The organism is Mycolicibacterium tusciae, from assembly GCF_002086795.1.
Lineage (GTDB): Bacteria > Actinomycetota > Actinomycetes > Mycobacteriales > Mycobacteriaceae > Mycobacterium > Mycobacterium tusciae.
On sequence record NZ_MVIM01000009.1, the window covers coordinates 1 to 22,304 of the forward strand.

The following is a 22,304-nucleotide window of genomic DNA, read 5'->3' on the forward strand; positions in this document are numbered from 1 at the left end:
CAACCGCACCTGGCAACCTGATTCACCCCCCGTCACCACGACGACGGCTGCTTGACTTCTTCATTGAGAGTCCTTTCGTGACGATCGCCAGTCTCCGATTCCACCGTTGAGATGCTCGCTACCGCAACCTAGGGTGCAGTTGTGATGAGTCGTCCGGCCTCCGTCGACTTCCACTTCGACGTCATGTGTCCCTACGCGTACCAGACGTCGCTGTGGATCCGCGAGGTACGAGACCGCACCGGCCTCGAAGTGAACTGGCGCTTTTTCAGCCTTGAGGAGATCAACCGCCAAGAAGGCAAGAAGCACCCGTGGGAACGCGAGTGGTCCTACGGCTGGTCGATGATGCGCATCGGTGCGTTGCTGAGACGTCGGTCGATGGCGGACCTCGACGCGTGGTACGCACGGGCAGGCCGGGCGCTGCACGTCGACGGGCACAAGCCGCACGAGAAGGCCGTCGCACGTCACCTGGTCGCAGAGATCGGTCTCGATCCGGAACTGGTCGACCAGGCGATCGCGGACCCGACGACCGGCGACGAGGTGCTGGCCGAGCATCAGCGGGTGGTCGATGCCGGCGGATACGGGGTGCCGACGATGTTCTTCGGAGACGGGCAGTGCCTTTTCGGACCCGTTCTCGTCGATCCGCCCACCGGCGAGGCGGCGCTGCGGCTTTGGGATGCCGTCGTCGCCTGGACCGAGTTCCCTCATCTCTATGAGCTTCAGCGGCCCAAGACCGCCGACGACGAGAAGTTGATCGTCGACACCTTCCGCCCGTATCTCGAGGCTCGCGATTGGGTGTCGATCAATCGGGGAGAAGTCATCAACTTCGACAGGTGACGTCTCAGCGATCGCCCGCATTCCATGACCTCGCGAGCCGTAGGGTTGGCGACGTGGATCTGCTGCTCGGCATCGACATGGGCACAGGTAGCACCAAGGGCGTCCTCGTCGACGCCGCCGGCTCGGTGCTCGCCACCGAGACCGTCTCCCATGACGTGAACCTTCCTCGCCCCGGATGGGTCGAGGTGGATGCCGAGGGGTTGTGGTGGCGCGAGGTGTGCGAAGTCAGCCGCACACTCACCGCTCGCATCCCGAGCGGAGGCAGGGTCGGCGCGATGTGCGTCAGCGGCGTCGGGCCGTGCCTGGTGCTGTGCGACACCGATCTGAACCCGTTGCGGCCCGCCATCCTGTACGGCATCGATACGCGGGCAACGGCCGAAATCGAACTGCTGACCGAGGAATTGGGGTCCGACGCGATCCTCGACCAGGCGGGCACGACCTTGTCGAGCCAGGCCGTGGGCCCCAAGCTGGAGTGGGTGTACCGGCACGAGCCGGAGGTGTTCGCCAAAGCGGCCGGCTGGTACGGGTCCAACTCCTATATCAGCGCGAAGCTCACCGGCGAATACGTGATGGATCATCACACCGCAAGTCAGTGCGATCCGCTCTACGCCACCCGCGAGTTCGACTGGAATCATGCTTGGGCGCAACGCATCTGCCGACACCTGCCTTTGCCACGGCTGGTCTGGCCCTGTGACGTCGTCGGTGAGGTGACGGCCGCGGCCGCCGAAAAAACAGGGGTGCCGGCAGGTACGCCCGTCGTGGCGGGCACGGTGGACGCCTACTCCGAAGCCTTCTCGGTCGGTGTGCGCCATCCCGGTGATCAGATGTTGATGTACGGCTCGACGATGTTTCTGGTACAGATCATCGACGAGTACTACAGCGACCCCACACTGTGGACGACCGCCGGCGTGGAAAAGGACAGCCTGGCGCTCGCCGCGGGGACGTCGACCGCGGGCAGCCTCATCAATTGGCTACAGGCTGTCACCGGGGGTGCCCCGTTCGACGAACTGATGGCCGAGGCCGCGGCGGTGCCTGCGGGAAGCGAGGGGCTTCTGGTGCTGCCGTACCTCGCCGGGGAGCGAACGCCGGTGTTCGATCCGCAGGCCCGCGGTGTGGTGGCGGGCCTGACTTTGCGCCACGGTCGCGGACACCTGTTTCGCGCGGCCTACGAAGGAATTTCGTTTGGTATCCGGCAGATCCTCGAACTCTTCGACGATGCGCATGCCGGATCAAGGACCGTCGCGGTCGGCGGTGGGTTGCGCAGTCCGGTGTGGGCGCAGGCGTTGAGCGACATCACCGGGCGTACTCAGTTGGTTCCCGAGGAGGCGATCGGTGCGAGCTACGGAGACGCGATGCTCGCCGCGATCGGTGTCGGGCTCGTGCCCGCCGAGACCGACTGGGCCAAGATCCAGCGCGAAATCACTCCCAATCCCGATCACCGGGAGCGCTACGACGAGCTCTACGCGACGTGGCGAGAGCTGTACCCGGCGACCCGCGATCAGATCCACCGGTTGGCGGGGCCGGACGCGGACTGAACCCGGTCAGCCCGTCGTGATCCCGGCCTTGGCGCCCACCCTGCTTGCTCACCCTTGGTGTGCAATCTCGACCTCCGCTGTGGCTTGGATCAACGCCAACAGTTCCTTGTCCAGACCGGGGGCGAACTCTTCCCGTCGTTCGGGCGCAATTGTCATGGGGAACCCTTCTGGCATTACGGCGGTACTGAGCTCGGTCCCGTCGTTGGAAGGTGATGCGCCCCGGTACAGCTTCGCCGCTTGGCTTTCGTCGTCGGCGCTGAAGGTGTACTGGATGCTCTGGAGTCCCAGGTCGATCAGCTTTTTCACCTCGGGGAACTGCTCGGCATTGGTCTTCGGAATAGGCAGCGCCGCACCCCAATTGACGCCCAGGCTCTCCAACGCCTTGGCGAAGGCATTCTCATGAGCCTGATCGCGAACGATGAGGTAAGCGATCGTGGAACGTGCTGTCTTGTTTTCTGTCATCTCGTAGATCCGGCATTTCTGCAGCCGTCCTGTCGACTCCAGCATCAGGTTGTACAGCAGGTCGAGTACAAGGTTCCCGCTGTTGTAGACGTAAGAGCCACTCCACGGGTTGCCTGCCGCATCGACAGGAAGAGCGCCCTGAGCTCCCACCAGATAGTGATGAATGTTGCTGGTGTCCAACGCGATCTTCAGGGGTGTCGCGCCTTTGGCGCCCGGCTGATCGACTGGGTCGGTTTTCTTGCCTCGGTACTCGGGGGATCCGTCGAGGAGACGGCTGATGGTCGTTCCAATCAATTCGACATGGCTGATCTCTTCGGTGCCGACTCCCTGCAGGAGATCCTTGTAGGGCTTGGAAGCCGCGTCTCCTCGAAAGTTGATGCTCTGGAACAGGTACTGCATCATCGTGCGCATTTCGCCGAACTGGCCGCCGAGGCCTTCTTGGAGTGCATTGGCCGCAGCGGGATCCGGCTCGTCGACGACGATCTCGTTGATCAGTTGTTGGGTGTGTAGATACATGTTTTCCTCGAATCGCTGATGGGTGTGCCGAAAACCGGCTGATGGACGTGTATCGAAGGAGTCAGCGGCCAGGGCTCCCCGGCGGTTTCACCACCGACGCGAAAGCCCTGCCTTCTGGGCACGCGTGCTGAACATGCTTGCTTAGGGTGTGTTTGCAGGATGCGGTGCTGGCATTGAGTTGCCTTTGATTTGCTCCACCGAACGGTGCTCCACGAGGCTGGAAGCGAGCGGCGCATCAGTCATACCCGTGGCGATGCCACACAAACGTGAATCGCCGACCGTCCTACATCCGGGCGGCAGGCCGGTCCTGTAGAGATCGAACCTGCGGGCCGGTGTATTCGGGATTCGACGGTATTTGGCCTAGTCTTCCTGCGTGAACGCGATCGACCCCGACAAGCTCAACGTCTGCCTCCAGGTGCTGGCCGACGTCGAGTCCTTGCCGCCTGAGCACCCGGATGCCGTCGCGGTACGCCTGGCCACAGCCAAGGTGTTCAAGGCGGTGAAGAAGGCCCGCCGGGACGCGAAGCGCGAGGCAGTGGCCGCCGCCGACCACGCCGTCACCGCCGCTACCGCGACCGGCGCACCCGGCCGCATCGACGACGAGACCCAGGGTCTTCCGTTGGTGTCCGCCGCGGTGGGCGCCACTGCGGGCACGTTGCGGCGGCCACGCGCGTGCTACATGTGCAAGAACCGCTACACGGTCGTGGACGCCTTCTACCACCAGCTCTGCCCGGAGTGCGCCGCGTTCAATCGCGCCAAGCGCGATGCCCGCACCGATCTCGAAGGCCGCAGCGCCCTGCTCACCGGCGGCCGGGCCAAGATCGGCATGTACATCGCGCTGCGACTGCTCCGCGACGGGGCCCACACGACGATCACCACGCGCTTTCCCAACGACGCCGTGCGACGTTTCGCGTCGATGCCCGACAGTTCCGACTGGCTGCACCGGCTGCGCATCGTCGGCATCGATCTGCGCGATCCCGCTCAGGTGGTCGCGCTTGCGGACACCGTCGCCGAGCGTGGTCCGTTGGACATCCTGATCAACAACGCGGCCCAGACCGTCCGACGCTCACCGGGGTCGTATTCGGCCCTCGTCGAGGGCGAGCGGACCCCGCCGCCGCAGCTCGTCGACGTCATCACGTTCGACCACGTCAGTGATGCCCACCCGGCCGCACTCGCGGGAAGCCTCGCCGAGCATCAGACACCGCACGCGATAACCGAACTGGCGCTGACTGCGCGCAGTGCATCCCCGGCGCGGATCGCCGCCGGCACCGCCATCGACGCGGGTGGACTGCTGCCCGACACCGCGTCGATCAACAGCTGGACCCAACGCGTGGACGAGGTGGACGCGATGGAACTGCTCGAAGTTCAGCTGTGCAACCAGACCGCGCCGTTCATTCTGGTGAGTCGCCTACGCCCGGCGATGGCCGCGTCGCCGGCCCGACGCAAGTACGTCGTGAACGTGTCGGCGATGGAGGGGCAGTTCAGCCGCGCGTACAAAGGCCCAGGACACCCGCACACCAACATGGCCAAGGCCGCACTGAACATGCTCACCCGCACCAGCGCCGCCGAAATGCTCGAGCGTGACGGCATTCTCATGACCGCGGTCGATACGGGCTGGATCACCGACGAACGGCCGCATCCGACCAAGCTGCGGCTCGCCGACGAGGGTTTCCACGCCCCGCTCGACCTCGTCGACGGGGCCGCCCGCGTATACGACCCCATCGTGCGCGGGGAACTCGGCCACGACCTGAACGGCTGTTTCCTCAAGGACTACTCGCCGAGCAATTGGTAGCGGGCAGCGTCAGCCTCAGTTCGCGGCGATGCGAATGTTCTTCACCTGGAGGAACTCGTGAAGACCTTCAATCCCGCCGGAGCGGCCGAATCCGCTCCGCTTGTATCCACCGTAGGGACTTTGCGGCTCGATATCGCTGTGCGAGTTGACCCATACAGAACCCGCTTCCAGCTGGCGTGCCACGCGGTGGGCACGATTGAGATTTGACGTGAATACGTAAGCGTTCAGTCCGTAAACGGTGTCATTGGCCGTTCGGACCGCCTCCGCTTCGTGGGTGAAGCGCGACAGCGAGACGACCGGACCGAACGTCTCCTGCTGCGCCAAGGGGGATAGGTCGTCTACGTCGGAGAACACGGTCGGTGCTACGAAAAACCCCTCGGCGAGTTCACCTTCCATCCGGTGCCCACCGGATAACAGCTTGCCCCATCCGTGATTTACAGCATCGTCGATGACGCCGATTATTCGTTCAGCAGCAGATTGACTGACAACCGGCCCGAACATCACGTCCGGTCGCAGCGGGTCACCGATGGTCACCGAGCTGATCGTGGCGAGGAACTTCTCGACGAATTCTTCGTATACGTCGTCTTGGATCAGAATCCGGCTCGCGCACGCGCAACTCTGACCCGACTGCCCAAGGGGGCCCTGGAACGCAGCAATCGAGGCGGCAGAATCGATGTCCGCATCGTCAAACACCACCATGGCGGCGTTGCCTCCGAGCTCAGCGGTGACCGGGGTCAGATTCTGCGACGCCGCACCGATGACTGAACGCGCGGTCTTCTCGCCGCCGGTGAAGTGAATCTTGCGCACCCCGGGGTGACGGACCAACGCTTGACCGCCGGCAGCGCCGGCAGTGACGACGTTGACCAGACCGGCAGGCAGGCCGGCCTCCAGACAAATCTCGCCGAAGCGCAGGGGTGCCAGCGGTGCCAGTTCGGATGGTTTGAGCACCACGGCATTACCAGCCGCCAAAGCAGGAGCGACGGCCAGGCCGATCACCACCAGCGGGCCATTCCACGGCGTGATCACGCCCACCACGCCGAAGGGCTCGTGCTCAGTGATGTTCAGCGCCGAGCTGGCTTCGACGTGGGAGGTGGTGCCTAGTGGCTTGTCGATATAGCCGGCGTAGTAGCGCAAGAACCGCTCAGTCAGAACCCCGTTGGCGGACATCAGGCGCGGGACGCCGTAGTCGTGCACATTCAGCAGGCTGAGTTCGTCCTGGTGATCACCAATGGCGTCGGCCAGATCCATCAGGATGGCGCGGCGTTTATCGACCGTCAAAGATGCCCATGCGCGTTGTGCTTCAACGCCAATGCTCACCGCGAGCTCGATTTCTTGCTCCCCGGCTATCTCGGTGCTGAAGTTCACCTGTCCGGTGCCGGGATAGACGTGTTGGTAGGTGCCGCCCGAGGCGTTGGTGACGTGGTCTCCGCCGATCAATAGCGGTCCGCTACGAAGTCGGTCCGGTATCGCGGTGTCGTCGGCGGTCATGTGTTGATTCAAGTCCATGTGTACCTATCTGATTGACACGCCTGCGTCGACCTTGAACTCCAAACCGGTCACGTAGCGAGACTCATCGGAGACGAGGAACAGCACCGCGTTGCTCACATCGGCGGCTTCGATGAGTGCGGCGGGCAGCGCGTTGAGGAAGAGGGGGACAAGGTCGGTCCGTGCGGTCATCTGGTCGTGCATCGATGGCGGAGCCATCCCGGTCATCACCCCGGTCGGATGAACTGTGTTGACCCGAATGCTCTGCGCGGCAAGCTCATTGGCCAAGGCGCGGGACATGCCCACGATGCCGTGTTTGGAGGCTGTGTAGGGCACATGTAACGGTGTGCCCTTGACGCCCGCTGACGAGCTGATGTTCACCAGACTGCCGCCGCCCTGTTCGACCAGATACGGGATCACCGCGGCGCAGGTGTTCCAGACCCCGATGAGGTTCACGTCGACCACGACGCGCCACTGTTCTGCCGTCGTGACATCCCAGGTGCCGACCGTGAGGACGCCGGCGTTGGCGACGGCGGCGTCCAGACCGCCAAGTTCTTCGGCCGCCGCGTCGACGGCGGCTTTCGTCGCCGCCTCGTCACGCACATCCGCCACGCATGCGATCGCTGTGCGGCCGTGTTCACGAACCAGGCGCGCCGTCTCCTCCAAATCGGCCTCGTTCGACAGCGGATAGTCCAATTCGTCTATGGGAGCACAGATGTCGACCAGTACGAGGTCCGCGCCTTCTTCGGCGAGCCGAACGGCATGGCTGCGGCCCATACCGCGGGCCGCGCCGGTGACCACGATCCGTTTGCCGGCCACGCGTCCGGCCGGTTCATCGCCCGCCATGGTCAGAGCTTGTTGCAGAAGCCGGCGTCAACCGGGAAGGTCACCCCGGTCACGTATTTGGCTTCGTCGGATACCAGATAGGCGATAGCGGCGCTGATGTCTTCAGGCTCGAGCATCTCGACAGGCATCGGGTTTTGCAGGTGTGGACCGCCGCCTGGATAGTTCTCCAAGAACTCGGTCATCACCGGGTTTGTCGCCATCATCGTGTTGACCGCAGTCGGATGCACAGTGTTCACACGAATGCTCAACGGCGCCAATCCGTTGGCGAGTGTGCGCATGAGTCCGACGATTCCGTGCTTGGATGCTGCATAACCGAGACCACCCCCCTGGACGCCGCCGAAACCCCTCAGTCCGGCGGTGGAACTGGTGAAGATGATCACGCCACCCCGGTTACCGGCGATGAGGTGCGGGATACATGCGAACGCGGCGTGGTAGGAACCGTCCAGATTGACGGCGGTCACCGCTCGCCACTGCTCGAGTTCTTCTTCGATGCTCAGCTCGCGGAACGCCAGGGGAGAAATGCCCGCGTTGGCCAACACGATGTCGAGGCGTCCGAAGAACTCCACTCCCGCGTCGACGGCTGCCTTGACGGCGTGGAAATCGCGCACGTCTGCCACTGTCCCGAGCATTTTCCCACCGGCTTGCTCGACGAGATCCACCGCCGCGTCCAGTTCTTCGCGCGATGCCATCGGGTAGTGGTTGGCGGCGATGTCGCCGCATATGTCGATGCCAATGATGTTGGCGCCCTCCCGCGCCAGTCGCACTGCGTGGCTGCGACCCTGGCCGCGCGCTACCCCGGTGATGAAAGCGACTTTCTGCTCGAGTGATCTCGACACTGCTCACTGCCCTTCTTGGTTGGACGCTGATATCCGCCGCCACGAATCGCTGGCAGCCTTTTGCAGAACACGGCCTTTGGGGAACCCCGCGTACGCGGAGAATTGCAAGATCACCTCGTCCATCTCCGACCGACTGATGTCACCCGACTCCAGTGCCGATCCCACATGCGAATAGATCGGACCGAGTGCCCCGGACACGCCGACGGCGGCCACCGTGATCAATCGGCGCTCTCGGCGGCCGAGGTCGGGGCGCTGCCAGAGGTGGCCGAAAACGAACGCCAGAATGCCTGCCTGGAAGTACGGCGAATCCCGCGGCGGTGCAGGTAGCAGATTCACGTCCACGAAGCACTTCTCGCCTTCGTCGAGACGACGCCCGTGATCCGTCGGTCCCAAGGATTCCGGCGGGAGATCCGAACGCGGTGGGACGTCCTCGCCCCGTTCGGCCGCGAGTCGGGCGAACTGCGACCGCACCGCCCCCTCTGCCTCCGACCCGCGTGGCCACCCGCAGTACACCGCGAAGTGCAGGACGAACTCCAGTAGCTCGTCATAGGTGATGTCACCGCTCGCCAACGCGGCGTATGCGTGGTCGTTCATGTCAGCCACACTCTCCGACGCGCACACGCACGTCAGCGTCACGAATCGGCGGTCGCGCCTGCTCAGACCGGGCCGCGCCCACACCGGCCCGAAGACCGGGTCGGCGACCATCACGTCTTGATAGGTCTCCACGTGCCCCACTCTCTGTTGCAAGTCTGTGGCCTGAACTCTAAGGCGTTGGACTTAATCCGTCCAGTGTGAAATTCTGGGCCCATGTCCACGTCCGTACCCGTGCCGGTGGAGCCGTCGGCCAAACAGCAGCTCGTGCTCACCGCGGAGCGGTTGTTTGCACAGCGCGGTCTCGACGGTGTTCCGCTCCGCCAGATCGGCACCGAGGCGGGCATGGCGAACAAGTCGGCCGTGCAGTATCACTTCGGGTCCAAGGAAGGCCTCGTCCAGGCGATCCTGCTCAACCGACTCGAGCACCTGACCCGTCGTCGACAGCTCTTGGAAGCCCGTACGCCATCTGATGATCTGCGGGCCATCGTCGAGGCGCACCAACTCCCGTTGATCGAGCTGGCCGAGGACGAAACATGTTTCTATCTACCGTTCCTCGAGCAGCTCCTGCGCTACGACTATTCGGTCAATCCACTGACGTCGTTGCCTGATACGCATCGGAACTCACACCAGAACTACGTCGACAGAGTCGGCGCACTGATCGAGCACGTGCCGCAACCGCTGCGCGACAATCGCATTCACGATGTCTCCTCGATGTGCGTACACGCCTGTGCCGACCGCCATCGCGCGCGTCTGGTCGGTTCGCCCGTGCCCTCGTACGCCGTGCATGTCAGTTCACTTCTCGACGGCTTCGTCGCCCTGCTCGGGGCGACGCCCTCCGAGGAGACCCTCGTCGCGCTGAAGGGTGCGAGCTCCAAACGGCCGACCCTGCGTGCGCTGCCGTAACCCGCTCAGAGGCGGCGCAGCAGTGCCGCGGCGCGCACCTCGTCGTCCACGGCGATCGCGATGTTCACGTCGTCATCGCGACGGGCCCAGCGCAGGCTGACGTCTTCGCCGTACTGGATCGGCCGGCGATACTCGATCACGGCGCGGTACGGGGCGCGACACACGTCGGGCACTTCGGCCATCACTTCATGAATGGCGTGCCAGTACGCGGTGTTGGTGACGTGCTCGAAGACGTCGATGTCGGTGCGACGCAACGCGAACGGTGCGACGACGTCGACATCGTCGGGGTTGGTCAACCACGGTCGCCACTTGAGGCGGTGCTCCTGCGTGGTGCTCGCGAACTTCTCGATCAAGCTGTCGGAAACCCGCTGCGGTGTGAGGGTGCGCTCGTTGATCGCGATCCAGAACCCCTCGGTCTCGATGCGGCCGCCTTCGCCCCCGACCAGGTCGACGCGCATGGTGCACCACCGTGTCGACAGCGCAGAGCACCAGCGGCTGAAGGACACCTCGTTGGGCCATTCGATCGGCTCGATGACGTCGATCACCGTGCGTTGCACCAGCCAGTGCGGATGTTCCTCGGCTTCGCCCGCATCGAGCAGATTCTCCGCACCGACTTCCTGGATGTACCGAGCCACCCCGTCCAGGCGCAGCTGCAGCTGACTGCCGATGTCTCCGGTCGGCACCGGCCACGACGTGCGGTAGATGTAGCCGGCTGACGGCAGCGGACTCAGTCTGCGGTCGACATCATCGTTCGGCATCGCGTGACTCAACCTGCGGCCTGCAGCGTGACCTCCGAGATTTCCGTGCGACTCTGGCCGTCCGTCGTGCCCAGTTTGGAGATCCATACGAGCACATTGGATGTCTTCGTTTCGTCGCGCACTTCGATGCGGTTCTGCCCCGGCTGCAGAGTCGTAGTGGGGGTCAGCTCGGTGGTGTCGGACAACGCGGCGGGCTTCTCGGTCGGCGACGAGCGGATCTGCACTTCGGTTCCAGTGCTGGAGATGTCGATGGTGACCGCGCTCAGTGCAGTCGGTTCGGACAGGTGCAGCATCAATCCCTGACCCTCGATAAAGGTCGGGAAGGGTACGGCGTCGCGATAGGTGACCGTTTTCCACGCGGTGTCGGGATCGCCGTCGATCGCCTTGCCCGCGTCTTGGGGGTTGTCGGGTGAGCCGCCGGGGGCGAAGACGGTCGCGCTCTCCGGCTTGACGATCGGCCCGGGTCCGCTCGACCTGGCGGTGGTGAAGTACAGCACCGCCCCCGCGACCACCACGATCACTGCGAGAAGTGCCGCGATCGGGATCCATCTGCGTTTGCGCACCTTGGTCGGTGGTTTGCCGCCGGCTGGTTTGGCCGGGACCTGCGGCCGCCGCCGCTTGGGGCCGGCGGAGATGTTGACGATCGTGTCCGCATCGAGTCCATCGCCGTCCCATATTCCGCTGACCTCGACCTCGTCTCCGTCGGTGAGCTGATCGGGGACGAGCGCCGTTTGTATCTCCACTGGGACCGGAGCCTGACGACCGGCAACGGGTTCGAATGGCACCAAATGAAAAGACAGCAGGCCGATTTCGGCCTGGGCGCCGATCGCGCGGCGCTGCACCCCTCGCGCGGTGCCATGAATGACGAGACGCTCGAGACGTTGCGTGGTGGGACGCTCATCCGAAGTCTCGGTGGCCCGCGGGGCGGTGTGGGAGCCTCGACCTTGTCGAGTCAGCGCGCGGGCGAACTCCATACACGTCGCGTAGCGCTGGTTGGGATCTTTGGACAGCGCCCGCGCGAGCACGTCGTCGAAGTGCGCGAGATCGGGTCGACGCTCCGAAATTCGCGGCGCCGTCGTGCCCAGATGGTGGCTGATGATGACGGCGGGGTTCGGGTCCTCAAAGACCGGTGAGCCCGTCAAGAGATGAAAGGTCGTGGCGGCCAACGCGTACTGATCCGCCCGGCCGTCGAGCGGCTTGCCGAGTAGCTGTTCGGGCGCCACATAGTTGATCGTCCCCAACGCGATGTTGGTGTTGGTGAGGTTGCTGGCGTCGTCGATCCTGCGGGCGATCCCGAAGTCCGTCAGCAGCACCCGTCGCCGGTGACCATCGGATGCCGTCACGAGGATGTTCTCCGGTTTGACGTCGCGATGAAGCAGACGGCGTTCGTGACCGAAGTCGAGCGCATCGGCCACTGCCGTCACGATCTCGAAGACGTCGTGTTCCGGCATACCGCCGACGTAGTTCTCTCGAAGCAGTCGGCCCGCGTCGGTGCCGTCCACGTAGTCCATCGAGATCCAGAGCCGATCGTTGAATTCACCACGATCGAGCACACCGACGATGTGGGGGTGCCACAACGTCGCCGCCAATTCGGCCTCGCGGTTGAATCGCGCCCGAAACTCGTCATCGGCCGTCGAGTCCAGCGACAGCACCTTCAGTGCGTCCTGACGAGGCAGGCGCGGGTGCTGGGCAAGGTAGACCTCTCCCGAGCCACCGGTGCCCAGCAATCGCTGGATCACGTAGCCGGCGAAGACCTCGCCGTTGTCGAACGGCATCCCCGAAGACTACAAACCCGCATGCCCGGGCGACGAACTATGCCGATGACAAGCATTTTCGGACCGGACAAAGCGCGCCACACTCCGGCGTTCGCCCGCCCTGTGAACACTTTCTCGATAGTGTCGCCTGCGTGGACTTCGAGCTCGACGACGAGCAGCGAGCCTGGGTGGCCGAAGTGCGGCAGTTCCTCGACGAGCACGTCACCGCCGCGCTGCGGGCGGAGATGGCCGAGCACGGACTCGAACACCAGGGCGGTGAGCTGACAGCGTTTCGCCGCAAGATCGGCGAGAAGGGCTGGTTCGGCCTGAACTGGCCCAAGGAGTACGGGGGGCTCGGCCTCACCGCCATGCACCAGCACCTGCTGATGAGCGAGTTCGAGTACGTCGGCGTGCCCGGGCCCGATCTCACTGTGACCTCGGTGGCGCCGATGATCATGCGGCACGGCACCGAGCAGAACAAGAAGGAGTTCCTCCCCGGAGTCGCCAGGGGCGAGATCGTCTTCGCGCTGGGCTACTCCGAACCCAACGCAGGCACCGACCTGGCCAGCCTGCGCACCCGCGCTGTACGCGACGGCGATGAATGGGTGATCAACGGCTCGAAGATCTGGAATAGCGGCGCTCAGCGGTCCACCCACGAGTGGCTGTGCGTGCGCACCGATCCCGACGCGCCGCGGCACCGCGGAATCTCGGTGATCGCTGTCCCGATCGACACCCCCGGCATCGAGATCCACCCGCTGTATGCGTGGTCGGGTTACCGCACCAACGAGACCTTCTTCCGCGATGTCCGGGTGCCTGTCACCAACCTGATCGGTGAGCTAAACATGGGCTGGACCTACATCACCGGCGCGCTGGATCTAGAGCGTGGCGCCCTGATCAACGTGGGCGACCTACGTCGCGCGCTCGACGAGCTGACCGCGCTGGCCGGGGATCCCGATCCAGCGTTCCGGCGTCGGCTCGCGCAGGCCGAGGCCGACGTCGAGGTCGCCAGATTGATGGGTCTGGAAGCCGCATCGATGCTCGACAGTGGCCGCATCCCGTCCGTGGAGGTCAGCGTCGAGAAGATCTTCACGAGCGAGCTCCGGCAGCGGATCGCCGACCTCGCGCTCGACCTGCTCGGCCCCGAAGGCCTGCGCGCCCATCGCAGCGCGGGCGCACCCGCGGACGGCTTCTTCGAGCGCCTCTACCGGGTGTCGCCTCTCATGCGGTTCGGCGGCGGCACCAACGAGGTCCTTCGCGACGTGATCGCCCAGCGCGGTCACAAGATGCCGTCGTACGGGAGGTGATGGGATGCGGGTGATCTCTTCGCAGGACGAACGCGATCTGGCAGCGATGTGCCGCAGCGTGCTGGCGGCCGACCTCGAGCCGGACGGGAAGTGGAAGGCGCTGGCGTCGGCGGGTGTCCTCGGCTTGGTGGTCGACGGCAGCCTCAACGACATCGGTGTCTTCTGCGTCGAGGCGGGGCGAGCGCTGTGCCCCAGGGGCGTTCAGAGCACGCTGTACGCTGCGCTGGCGGTCGACTGGCTCGGCGTCGGCTCCGCCTGGCTGCCCAGGCTGACGTCGGGTGAGGCGCGTGGCACGTATGTGTTGTTCAATCCGCGCGACGCCTCCGACGTGACGCCGAGACTGAATGTGCGGCGAGATGGTGACGCGTGGCGGGTGAACGGCAGCGCGGACTACGTCGCGGATGCGGACCGGGCCGATGTGATCGTCGCGAGCACGGATGCAGGCATCGTTGCCGTCGACGCGACGGCGAACGGGGTCGAGGTCGAGCCGCTGCCCATCATGGGCGGCTTCGGAGTGTTCACAGTCCGGCTCAACGACGTCCTGGTCAACGAACCCACACCGGTCGACGCAGATGCGCTGCGGCGGACGGTCAATGCCATGGTGGCGCTGGACTGTCTGGATCTCGTCGGAGTCGGCGATGCGGTGATCGACCGCACCGTCGCCTACACGACGATGCGCGAGCAGTTCGGCAGGCCGATCGCCTCCTTTCAGGCCGCGCAACACGTAGTCGCAGATATGCACATCGCGCTGTCCGCGGCACGACTGGCGGCGCTGTCGGCGACGTTCTGGATCGGGCGCGGCAGCACGGCGACCCGCGAAACCGCGATCGCGCGGATGCGGGCCGCCGACGTCAAGAAGATCACCCTCGACGCGCACCAACTGCACGGTGGGATGGGGTATGTCGTCGACACCGGTCTGCACCTGTTCTCCGAACGCGCTCGAGTGCTTTCGACATTGGGTGGCGGCGCGGACGTCGCGGCGAAATGGCTTGACGGCAAGTCGACCTGGGCAGGTGCGCGGTGAGCCTCGTCGACTCGGAGTCGGCCGCCAAGGTCGGCACCGTTGTCGCTGTCGCCACCGGCGAGGTGTACCGACGGGACTGGCAGCGATGGGCCGCCGCGGTCGGTGACCACAACCCGCTGTGGTTCGACGCGGACTACGCGCGTCGGCACGGCTATCGCGACATCACCTGTCCGCCGCTGTATCTCCAGTACGCGATTCTCGGGGTCGCCGCACTCGGTGAGTTACGGCTCGATGGGTCGTCAGGCGCGGTGACGGGCAGTATGGCCTTCCCGAAGGCCCCGCGACGAATGGCAGGGGGTGAGAGCACGACCTTCCATCTGCCCGCCTACCACGGCGACGAGATCGAGATGGTGCGCACCGTCGAATCGATCGTCGAGAAGGAAGGCAGGTCAGGCAGATTCGTTGTGGTGACCTGGCGCGCCGAATACCGCAACCAGCATCGTGAGCTTCTCGCCGAGGCGTCCACATCGATGATCGCGCGCCCCGCATGAGCCCGTTGTACGAGGACGTCGACAGCGGTGACGAGATCCCGGCTCTGACGGTAACCGTCGACGAGACGCAGATGTTCTTCTTCAGCGCCGCGACATACAACGGCCATCGCATCCACTACGACAAGGACTGGGCTCGCGACACCGAAGGCTATGACAACGTTCTCGTTCAAGGTCCGCTGCAGGCGGCCCTGCTGTCGCGGGCGCTGACGGACTGGATCGGTGGCGCCGGCCGGCTGGTGGCGTTCTCGGTCCAGAACCGGGCGATCGCATATCCGGGGCAGCAGTTGACGTTCGGCGGGGTGATCACCGGGAAACGGGAGGGTGGACTTGTCGACCTTGACATCTACTGCAAACGTGGTGACGAGGTGCTGATGCCGGGAACCGCGACCGTCGCGCTGCCGTCGAAGGTCGGGCCGTGACGGGTCTGCGGGGCGAGGCGGCGATCGTCGGAATCGCGGAGTTGCCCGCCGAGAAGCGTCAGAGCGCCCCACCGTCCTTCACCCTGGATCAGTACGCGCGGCTCGCCAAAATGGTGATCGAGGATGCCGGGGTGGATCCCGCTGTGGTGAACGGTCTTTCGACACACGGCATCGCGGAGTCCGATATGTTCGCCCCGGCCACGCTGTCGGAGTACCTGGGTCTGCCACTGAACTTTGGTGACCGCGTCGACCTCGGTGGGGCGACGGCGGCGGGCATGGTGTGGCGTGCCGCCGCCGCCGTCGAACTCGGTCTGTGTGATGCCGTGCTCGCTGTCGTACCGGGGTCGACCGAGGTGCCACGCTCGGAGTCCAAGCCCGCGCGCACGCTCAGCTGGTACGGCGCGTCGAGCAACAACTACGGCTCACCGCAGGCCGAATACGAGATTCCGTACGGCAACGTCGGCCAGAATGGTCCTTACGCTCAGGTCGCACAACGTTATGCGCATGAATTCGGTTACGACGCCGCGGCGTTGGCGAAGATCGCGGTGGATCAGCGGACCAACGCGTGCGCCCACCCCGGCGCGGTCTTCCACGGCCGGCCGATCACCGTCGACGACGTGCTGAACAGCCCGGTGATCGCCGACCCGATCCACATGCTCGAGACCGTGATGCGCGTACAGGGCGGCTCGGGTGTGTTGATCGCCAACGCCGATGTGGCGCGCCAAGGCCGCCATCGCCCGGTGTGGCTCAAGGGATTCGGGGAACACATCCGCTTCAAGACACCGACCTACGCCGACGATCTGCTCACCACGCCGATCGCACGCTCCGCGGAACAGGCCTTCAGTATGGCGGGGTTGCAGCGGTCCGACATCGACCTGGCCTCGGTGTACGACTGCTACACGATCACCGTGCTGATGACGCTCGAGGACGCGGGCTTCTGCGGCAAGGGTGAGGGGATGACGTGGCTGACGGACCGCGATCTGACCTTCCGCGGCGACTTTCCGCTCAACACCGCGGGCGGGCAACTGTCCTACGGGCAGCCCGGGATGGCGGGCGGCATGCACCACGTCGTCGACGGTGCCCGGCAGGTGATGGGCCGTGCGGCCGACGCCCAGGTTGCCGACTGCAACACGGCGTTCGTCAACGGCACCGGCGGCATCATGAGCGAGCAGGTCGCCTTGATCCTGGGCGGTGACTGACATGACCGCACCTGTGCCTAAACCGACTCCGGTGTCCCAGCTGTACTGGGATGGGTTGCGCGAACACCGAATACTGATCCAGTACTCACCGTCTTCGGATCGGTACGTGTTCTACCCGCGCACCCTGGCGCCCGGCACTCTTGCCGACGATCTCGAATGGCGTGAGATCGACGGCGCGGGAACGCTGTACACCTACACCGTCGCGCGCCGACCCACCGGGCCGCCGTGGGCCGAGAAGCAGCCACAGCTGCTGGCCGTCGTCGAATGGGATGCCGGCCCCCGCGTGAGCACGGAACTGGTCGACGTGGCGCCCGAGGACATCCGGATCGGCATGCGCGTCGTGCCGGTGTTCTGCGACGAGGACGGGATGACACTGCTCCGCTATCGGCCCGCCGGTGGTTGAGACGGTGCAGCAGCTGCTGCGCACCCGCATGGACGACCAGGGCCTCGCGATGGCGCACGGCGACCGGACGTGGACGTGGCGCGAGCACCTCGCCGAGGCGTCCGCCGAAGCTGCCGCTCTGATTGACATGGCCGGGACGGATGAGCCGCTGCATGTCGGCGCGCTGCTGGGGAATACGCCGGCGATGCTGCGGTCGATGGCCGCGGCGGCGCTCGGCGGCTATGTGCTGTGCGGGATCAACACGACACGGCGCGGCGGGGGGTTGGCGACGGACATCCGACGCGCCGACTGCCGGCTGGTGCTCGTCGACACCGACCACCTGCCGCTGCTCGACGGCCTGGATCTGGGCGGCGCCACCGTCGTCGACGTCGACAGTGCCGGCTACCGCGCGGCCACACAGGCCGCGAAACCGCTTGTCCCGCATCGTGAGGTCTCGGGCCAGGACACTGCGCTGATGATCTTCACCTCGGGAACGAGTGGTGACCCGAAGGCGGTGCGGTTCGCGCACGCGATGGCGGTGTTGTGCGGCGCGAGCCTGGTGGACCGCTTCGAGCTGACCGCCGACGACGTGGCCTACCTGTCGATGCCGCTGTTCCACTCGAACGGCGTGGCGGCGGGGTGGGCGGTGGCGATCGCGTGTGGAGCGACGATGGTGCCTGCGAAGTTCTCGCCGTCGCGGTTTCTGTCCGACATAAGGCAGTACGGCGCGACGTACATGAACTACGTCGGCAAGCCGCTCGCACTGATACTGGCGACGCCGGAGCACGCCGACGACGCCGACAACACACTGCGCGCAGCGTTCGGCAACGAAGCGACCGAACGCGATATCGAGTTGTTCGCCAAACGTTTCGGATGCCGGGTCGTGGACAGCTTCGGGTCCAGCGAGTTCGCGGTCGTGGTGATGCGCGAGGACGGGTGCCCACCGGGGTCGATCGGCAAGGGATATCCGGGAGTCAGCGTCTATCACGCCGATACCGTGACCGAATGTGCGACTGCGGAATTCGACGAGCACGGCGCGCTGATCAATTTCGACGACGCCGTGGGGGAGCTGGTGAACACCTATGGTTCGGGTGGGTTCACCGGCTACTACAACGACCAGTCGGCCACCGATGACCGGATGCGGCACGGCATGTACTGGTCGGGCGATCTCGCTTACCGCGATGCCGATGGCTGGATCTTTCTGGCGGGCCGCACCGCGGACTGGATGCGGGTAGACGGTGAGAATCTCGCGGCGGGCCCCATCGAGCGGATTTTGCAACGCATGCCGGAGGTCAGCCTGGTCGCGGTGTACGCCGTGCCCGATGAGCACGTCGGTGATCAGGTGATGGCCGCCGTCGTCTGCAACCAAGAGCTCACACCGCAGCGCTTCGAGGATTTCCTTGCCGCACAGCAGGATCTGTCACCGAAGGCGTGGCCGCGTTACGTGCGGATCAACGACGAGCTGCCGCAGACCGCGACCAACAAGATCCTCAAGCGGGCGTTGATCCAGGAAGGTGTCACCGCCGGTGACGGTGTGCTGTGGGAGCGCGAGGCCCGCGGGCGGCGTTACTCTGCGAATTCGGCGCGCATATCAACCGCGGCGGTCGATTAGCGCGCCGGATTCACATATTCCACCTGCCAGTGCTTGATGCCGTTGATGAAGCTCGACCGTAGCCGCTCCGGCGTCGACACCGGCTGAAGATCGGGCAGATGGTCGGCGATCGCGTTGAACATCAGATCGATCGTCATGCGAGCGAGGTTGGCGCCGACGCAGTAGTGCGCGCCGGTGCCGCCGAATCCCTGATGCGGGTTGGGGTCTCGCAGAATGTTGAACGTGTACGGGTCGTCGAACACGTCCTCGTCGAAGTTCGCCGACCGGTAGAACAGCACCAGCCGTTGGCCTTTCTTGATCGGTACGCCCGACAGTTCGGTGTCGGCGAGCGCGGTCCGCTGAAAAGCTGTGATGGGCGTCGCCCAGCGGATGATCTCGTCGGCCGCGGTCTTCGGCCGCTCGCGTTTGAACAACTCCCATTGGTCGGGGAACTCGGTGAACGCCATCATGCCCTGGGTGATCGAGTTGCGGCTGGTCTCGTTACCGGCCACCGCGAGCGTGACGACGAACATTCCGAACTCCGCCTCGGTGAGCTGCCCGTCGGCCTCGGAGTCGATCAGCGTGCTGACGATGTCGTCCCCCGGCTCCTTCTCCCTCAGCTTCGCCAGTTCCATGGCGTAGCCGATCAATTCGACGACCGCCGCCAGCGAGTTGTGTTCCTCGAACTCGGGGTCGTCTCCGCCGATCATCTGGTTGGACCAGTCGAACAACTTCTCGCGGTCCTCCAGCGGGACACCGAGCAGGCCCGCGATCGCCTGCAGCGGTAGCTCACGCGCGACCTGAAGAACAAAGTCACCCGAGGACTGAGTCGCGGCGTCGGCCGCGATGCGCTGCGCCCGCTCGTTGAGTTCCGCTCGCAGCCGCTCGACGGCGCGCGGTGTGAAACCGCGGGAGACGATCTTGCGCAGACGGGCATGCTCCGGGTCATCCATCATGAGCATCGACAGCTTGGATGCCGCAATCTGTCCTTCGACGTCGACCGACGGCTTGAAGTGCGGGACGACGGTCTTCGCGGCCGCCGAGAACACGTCGCTGCGCAGCGACACTTCGCGGACGTCGCGGTGCTTGCTGACCACCCAGAAGCCGCCGTCGCGGTAACCCCCGACGTCGGGTGCCTGTTCGTTCCACCAGATCGGCGCTGCGCGACGAACCTCGGCGAGCTCCTCCGTCGGCAGGCGGGCGGCGTAGATGTCGGGATCGGTGAAATCGAAACCGGCAGGCAGATTCGGAGCGGCCATGAGTACTCCTCAAGATGTTCGGACTCGGCACGGCACACCATTGACCACCTGAGTATTGCTGGGCACGTCGATCAGGTGGGCGGGGTTCAGCAGATTCGAGTTGACTCCGGGGTGGCCGTTGGCAACCCGCAGCTGGGTGCGGTCGAGCCCGTGGCCCCAGCCGTGCGGCAACGACACCACACCGGGCATCATCTCGTCGGACACTTCGACGGGCACCGTCAGTGAGCCTTCGTCGGTGGATATCTCGGCAATGTCACCGGACCCGAGGCCCGCCCGATGCGCATCGTCGGGATGGATCAGCAGCGTGCAGCGGTCCTTGCCGCGCATCACTGCGGGCACGTTGTGCATCCACGAGTTGTTCGAACGCAGGTGCCGACGGCTGGTGAGGAGCAGCTCACCGTCGGTCCGCTGCAGTCGCGCGCGCAGCCGGGGCACGTCGTCGACCAACCGCTGATGGACCAGCTCGACGGTGCCCGACGGTGTGCACACCACGTCATCCAGGCGGCCGCCGTCCAGGTCCTCGAGGTGCAGGCCGTTGATGTGTTTGCGCACCTGCGCCAGCGTGAGCCCGCCGGGCCGCCCGCCGAGGTCGTCACCCCACGGACCGAGTCGAATCCCCATGTCCACGAGGCGTTCCGGGCCGCGTCCGACCAGCGCCGCCGTCGCCTCCTGCGGATCCCGTCCACTTAACGGCGTCCCCGGCGTCGCGCATGCGGTGGCGACCAAGCCGGCCACATAAAGGTCGTCCATCGCGTAGAGGTCCACGCCGGACACGGACATGCCGAGCATCGCACCGGCGAGCCGCAGCAGGATCTCCCACTCCGGTGGTTGGCCCGACGGGGGCTTGAACACCGGGTCCGACCATTTCAGGCAGGACGACACCGCGTAGATCCAGTAGAGGTCGTCGGCGTGCGGCCGCTCCAGCGGCGAGAGCCCCGGCAGGATGACGTGGGCGTGCCGGGTCGTCTCGTTGAGGTAGTTGTCCACCGAGATCATCGCGTCGAGCGTCGCCAGCGCCGCGTCGAGCCGGCGCGCACCCGGAGCCGACACCACCGGGTTTCCCGCGACGGTGATCAATCCGCGCAGCTGACCGTCGCCGGGAGTATCGATCTCCTCGGCGAGGCAGCTGACCGGAAACTGGTTGAACACTTCCGGCGCACCCCGCACCCTGCTGTGGAACCGACCGAACTGCCAGCCCGGACCGGTGTGGTCCGGCGGCTTCATGAACATCGGGGACCACACGGCCGGCTTGGGGAACACCGCGCCGCCCGCGCGATCCAGTGAGCCGAGCGCGACGTTGACGACGAACACCAACCAGGTCGCCAACGTGCCGAACTCCTGAGTGCATGCGCCGATGCGGCTGTACAGCACCGGAGTTTCGGCGTGGGCGAGGTCGTGCGCGAGTCGGCGGATGGTCGACGCCTCGATACCGCACGCCGCAGCGACGGTCTCCGGGGCGAAGTCGCTGGCCAATGCGATGACCTCGTCCAGCCCGGTGATACGGCCGTCGAGATGAGCGGGGCGCCGCACCCAGTTGTTCTCCTCGAGCGTGCGCAGGATCGCGAACAGGAGCAGCGCATCGGTGCCGGGCCGGATCGGCACCCACTGCGAGGCGCGTTGCGCGGTCAGCGTGCGGCGCGGATCGACGACGGTCACGGTGCCGCCGCGACGGCGGATCGCAGCGAGTCGGCCCATCAGGTCAGGGGCGGACAACATCGAGCCCTGCGACGCAGCGGGATTCGCGCCGAACATCATCAGATGATCGGAGCGATCGACGTCGGGTATGGGGGCGTTCCACATGTGGCCGAACAGCAGCGCGCTGACGAGGTTCAGCGGCCACTGGTCGACAGTGCCTGGCGAGTAATACGCCGACATTCCCGCGGCTTGAGCCATACCGATGAGCGCGCCGATGTGGGTGCTCAATCCGAGGTTGTGGGCGACCGGGTTGCCCACATAGACGGTGACCGCGGACGCGCCGTGACGGTCGAGCACCGGTCGTAGCACGCGTTCGACTTCGGCATAGGCGTCGTCCCATGACACCGGGACATGACCGCTCGGTGTCCGCACCAAAGGTTCGCGCAGTCGATCGGGGTCGGTGTGCAGCTGGGCCAGCGAGGTGCCCTTCGGGCAGATGTGTCCGCGCGACCACACGTCGTCGCGGTTGCCGCGGATATCGGTGACGGCGTCGCCGTCGATGCGCACCTGGAGCCCGCACATCGCCTCGCAGAGGGGGCACGTCACCACAGCGAGGCTGGACACCTGTCCAGTCTAGGGATGGGCGTCATGTCTGTCCGCCGATTGATCCAGATCAAGGATGTTG

General features: G+C 65.4%; 20 protein-coding genes. 11 read left to right on the forward strand and 9 right to left on the reverse strand.

Translation table 11 applies throughout. From position 1 onward, the window contains the following. The first annotated feature begins 144 nt into the window (after nt 1-144). Nucleotides 145-834 (forward strand): mycothiol-dependent nitroreductase Rv2466c family protein, encoded by a 690-nt coding sequence (locus BST47_RS17545; protein ID WP_420094042.1) that lies wholly within the window; start codon nt 145-147, stop codon nt 832-834. Between the two features lie 53 nt (nt 835-887). Beyond that, nucleotides 888-2,369 (forward strand): FGGY-family carbohydrate kinase, encoded by a 1,482-nt coding sequence (locus BST47_RS17550; RefSeq protein ID WP_083126827.1) that lies wholly within the window; start codon nt 888-890, stop codon nt 2,367-2,369. A gap of 48 nt (nt 2,370-2,417) precedes the next feature. On the opposite strand, the gene BST47_RS17555 is transcribed toward BST47_RS17550, so the two are convergent. Then, entirely contained in the window at nt 2,418-3,347 is a 930-nt protein-coding gene (locus BST47_RS17555; RefSeq protein ID WP_083126828.1) for a manganese catalase family protein, read from the reverse strand. A gap of 373 nt (nt 3,348-3,720) precedes the next feature. On the opposite strand from BST47_RS17555, the gene BST47_RS17560 reads away from it, so the two are divergent. After that, on the forward strand, nt 3,721-5,139 hold the full coding sequence (locus BST47_RS17560) for an SDR family NAD(P)-dependent oxidoreductase (RefSeq protein ID WP_083126829.1): 1,419 nt from the start codon (nt 3,721-3,723) through the stop codon (nt 5,137-5,139). 15 nt (nt 5,140-5,154) lie between these two features. Here the strand turns inward: BST47_RS17560 and BST47_RS17565 are convergent, their stop codons facing one another. From BST47_RS17565 to BST47_RS17580, 4 genes are read right to left on the reverse strand one after another with little or no spacing between them, the layout of a single operon-like run. Next, nucleotides 5,155-6,627: an aldehyde dehydrogenase family protein gene (locus tag BST47_RS17565; RefSeq protein ID WP_083127080.1), complete on the reverse strand. Its 1,473-nt coding sequence runs from the start codon at nt 6,625-6,627 to the stop codon at nt 5,155-5,157. Between the two features lie 24 nt (nt 6,628-6,651). Then, nucleotides 6,652-7,470, reverse strand: coding sequence for a mycofactocin-coupled SDR family oxidoreductase (locus BST47_RS17570; RefSeq protein WP_083126830.1), 819 nt, complete (start codon nt 7,468-7,470; stop codon nt 6,652-6,654). 2 nt (nt 7,471-7,472) lie between these two features. Beyond that, a complete protein-coding gene (locus BST47_RS17575; RefSeq protein ID WP_083126831.1) occupies nt 7,473-8,306 on the reverse strand; it encodes a mycofactocin-coupled SDR family oxidoreductase in 834 nt (277 codons plus the stop codon). 3 nt (nt 8,307-8,309) lie between these two features. Then, nucleotides 8,310-9,011, reverse strand: coding sequence for a carboxymuconolactone decarboxylase family protein (locus BST47_RS17580; RefSeq protein ID WP_083127081.1), 702 nt, complete (start codon nt 9,009-9,011; stop codon nt 8,310-8,312). A 102-nt stretch (nt 9,012-9,113) separates the two neighbouring features. Here BST47_RS17580 and BST47_RS17585 point away from each other — a divergent pair, with 102 nt between their 5' ends. Next, nucleotides 9,114-9,803 (forward strand): TetR/AcrR family transcriptional regulator, encoded by a 690-nt coding sequence (locus BST47_RS17585; RefSeq protein ID WP_083126832.1) that lies wholly within the window; start codon nt 9,114-9,116, stop codon nt 9,801-9,803. 5 nt (nt 9,804-9,808) lie between these two features. Here BST47_RS17585 and BST47_RS17590 read toward each other — a convergent pair whose 3' ends face one another. Both BST47_RS17590 and BST47_RS17595 read right to left on the reverse strand, forming a co-directional pair. Further along, a complete protein-coding gene (locus BST47_RS17590) occupies nt 9,809-10,561 on the reverse strand; it encodes an acyl-[acyl-carrier-protein] thioesterase (protein ID WP_083126833.1) in 753 nt (250 codons plus the stop codon). Between the two features lie 8 nt (nt 10,562-10,569). Continuing rightward, complete coding sequence (locus BST47_RS17595) at nt 10,570-12,336, reverse strand: serine/threonine-protein kinase (RefSeq protein WP_083126834.1); 1,767 nt, start codon at nt 12,334-12,336, stop codon at nt 10,570-10,572. 131 nt (nt 12,337-12,467) lie between these two features. Between BST47_RS17595 and BST47_RS17600 the strand changes: the two genes are divergently transcribed. From BST47_RS17600 to fadD1, 7 genes are read left to right on the forward strand one after another with little or no spacing between them, the layout of a single operon-like run. Continuing rightward, nucleotides 12,468-13,619, forward strand: a complete 1,152-nt coding sequence (locus tag BST47_RS17600) for an acyl-CoA dehydrogenase family protein (protein ID WP_083126835.1) — start codon at nt 12,468-12,470, stop codon at nt 13,617-13,619. Between the two features lie 4 nt (nt 13,620-13,623). Beyond that, a complete protein-coding gene (locus BST47_RS17605; RefSeq protein ID WP_083126836.1) occupies nt 13,624-14,643 on the forward strand; it encodes an acyl-CoA dehydrogenase family protein in 1,020 nt (339 codons plus the stop codon). After that, complete coding sequence (locus tag BST47_RS17610) at nt 14,640-15,134, forward strand: MaoC family dehydratase (RefSeq protein ID WP_107529008.1); 495 nt, start codon at nt 14,640-14,642, stop codon at nt 15,132-15,134. Before BST47_RS17605 ends, BST47_RS17610 begins: the two co-directional genes overlap by 4 nt. After that, complete coding sequence (locus BST47_RS17615; protein ID WP_083126838.1) at nt 15,131-15,553, forward strand: MaoC family dehydratase; 423 nt, start codon at nt 15,131-15,133, stop codon at nt 15,551-15,553. Before BST47_RS17610 ends, BST47_RS17615 begins: the two co-directional genes overlap by 4 nt. Continuing rightward, complete coding sequence (locus BST47_RS17620) at nt 15,550-16,752, forward strand: thiolase family protein (RefSeq protein ID WP_083126839.1); 1,203 nt, start codon at nt 15,550-15,552, stop codon at nt 16,750-16,752. Before BST47_RS17615 ends, BST47_RS17620 begins: the two co-directional genes overlap by 4 nt. A 1-nt stretch (nt 16,753) precedes the next feature. Continuing rightward, entirely contained in the window at nt 16,754-17,155 is a 402-nt protein-coding gene (locus BST47_RS17625; RefSeq protein WP_083126840.1) for a Zn-ribbon domain-containing OB-fold protein, read from the forward strand. Further along, entirely contained in the window at nt 17,148-18,746 is a 1,599-nt protein-coding gene (fadD1, locus tag BST47_RS17630; RefSeq protein ID WP_083126841.1) for a fatty-acid--CoA ligase FadD1, read from the forward strand. The genes BST47_RS17625 and fadD1 overlap by 8 nt, the downstream gene beginning before the upstream one ends. On the opposite strand, the gene BST47_RS17635 is transcribed toward fadD1, so the two are convergent. Both BST47_RS17635 and BST47_RS17640 read right to left on the reverse strand, forming a co-directional pair. Continuing rightward, a complete protein-coding gene (locus BST47_RS17635; protein WP_083126842.1) occupies nt 18,743-19,984 on the reverse strand; it encodes a cytochrome P450 in 1,242 nt (413 codons plus the stop codon). The two genes, fadD1 and BST47_RS17635, sit on opposite strands and share 4 nt — an antisense overlap. 9 nt (nt 19,985-19,993) lie before the next feature. After that, nucleotides 19,994-22,243: a molybdopterin-dependent oxidoreductase gene (locus BST47_RS17640; protein WP_272937641.1), complete on the reverse strand. Its 2,250-nt coding sequence runs from the start codon at nt 22,241-22,243 to the stop codon at nt 19,994-19,996. Nucleotides 22,244-22,304: the final 61 nt, after the last annotated feature.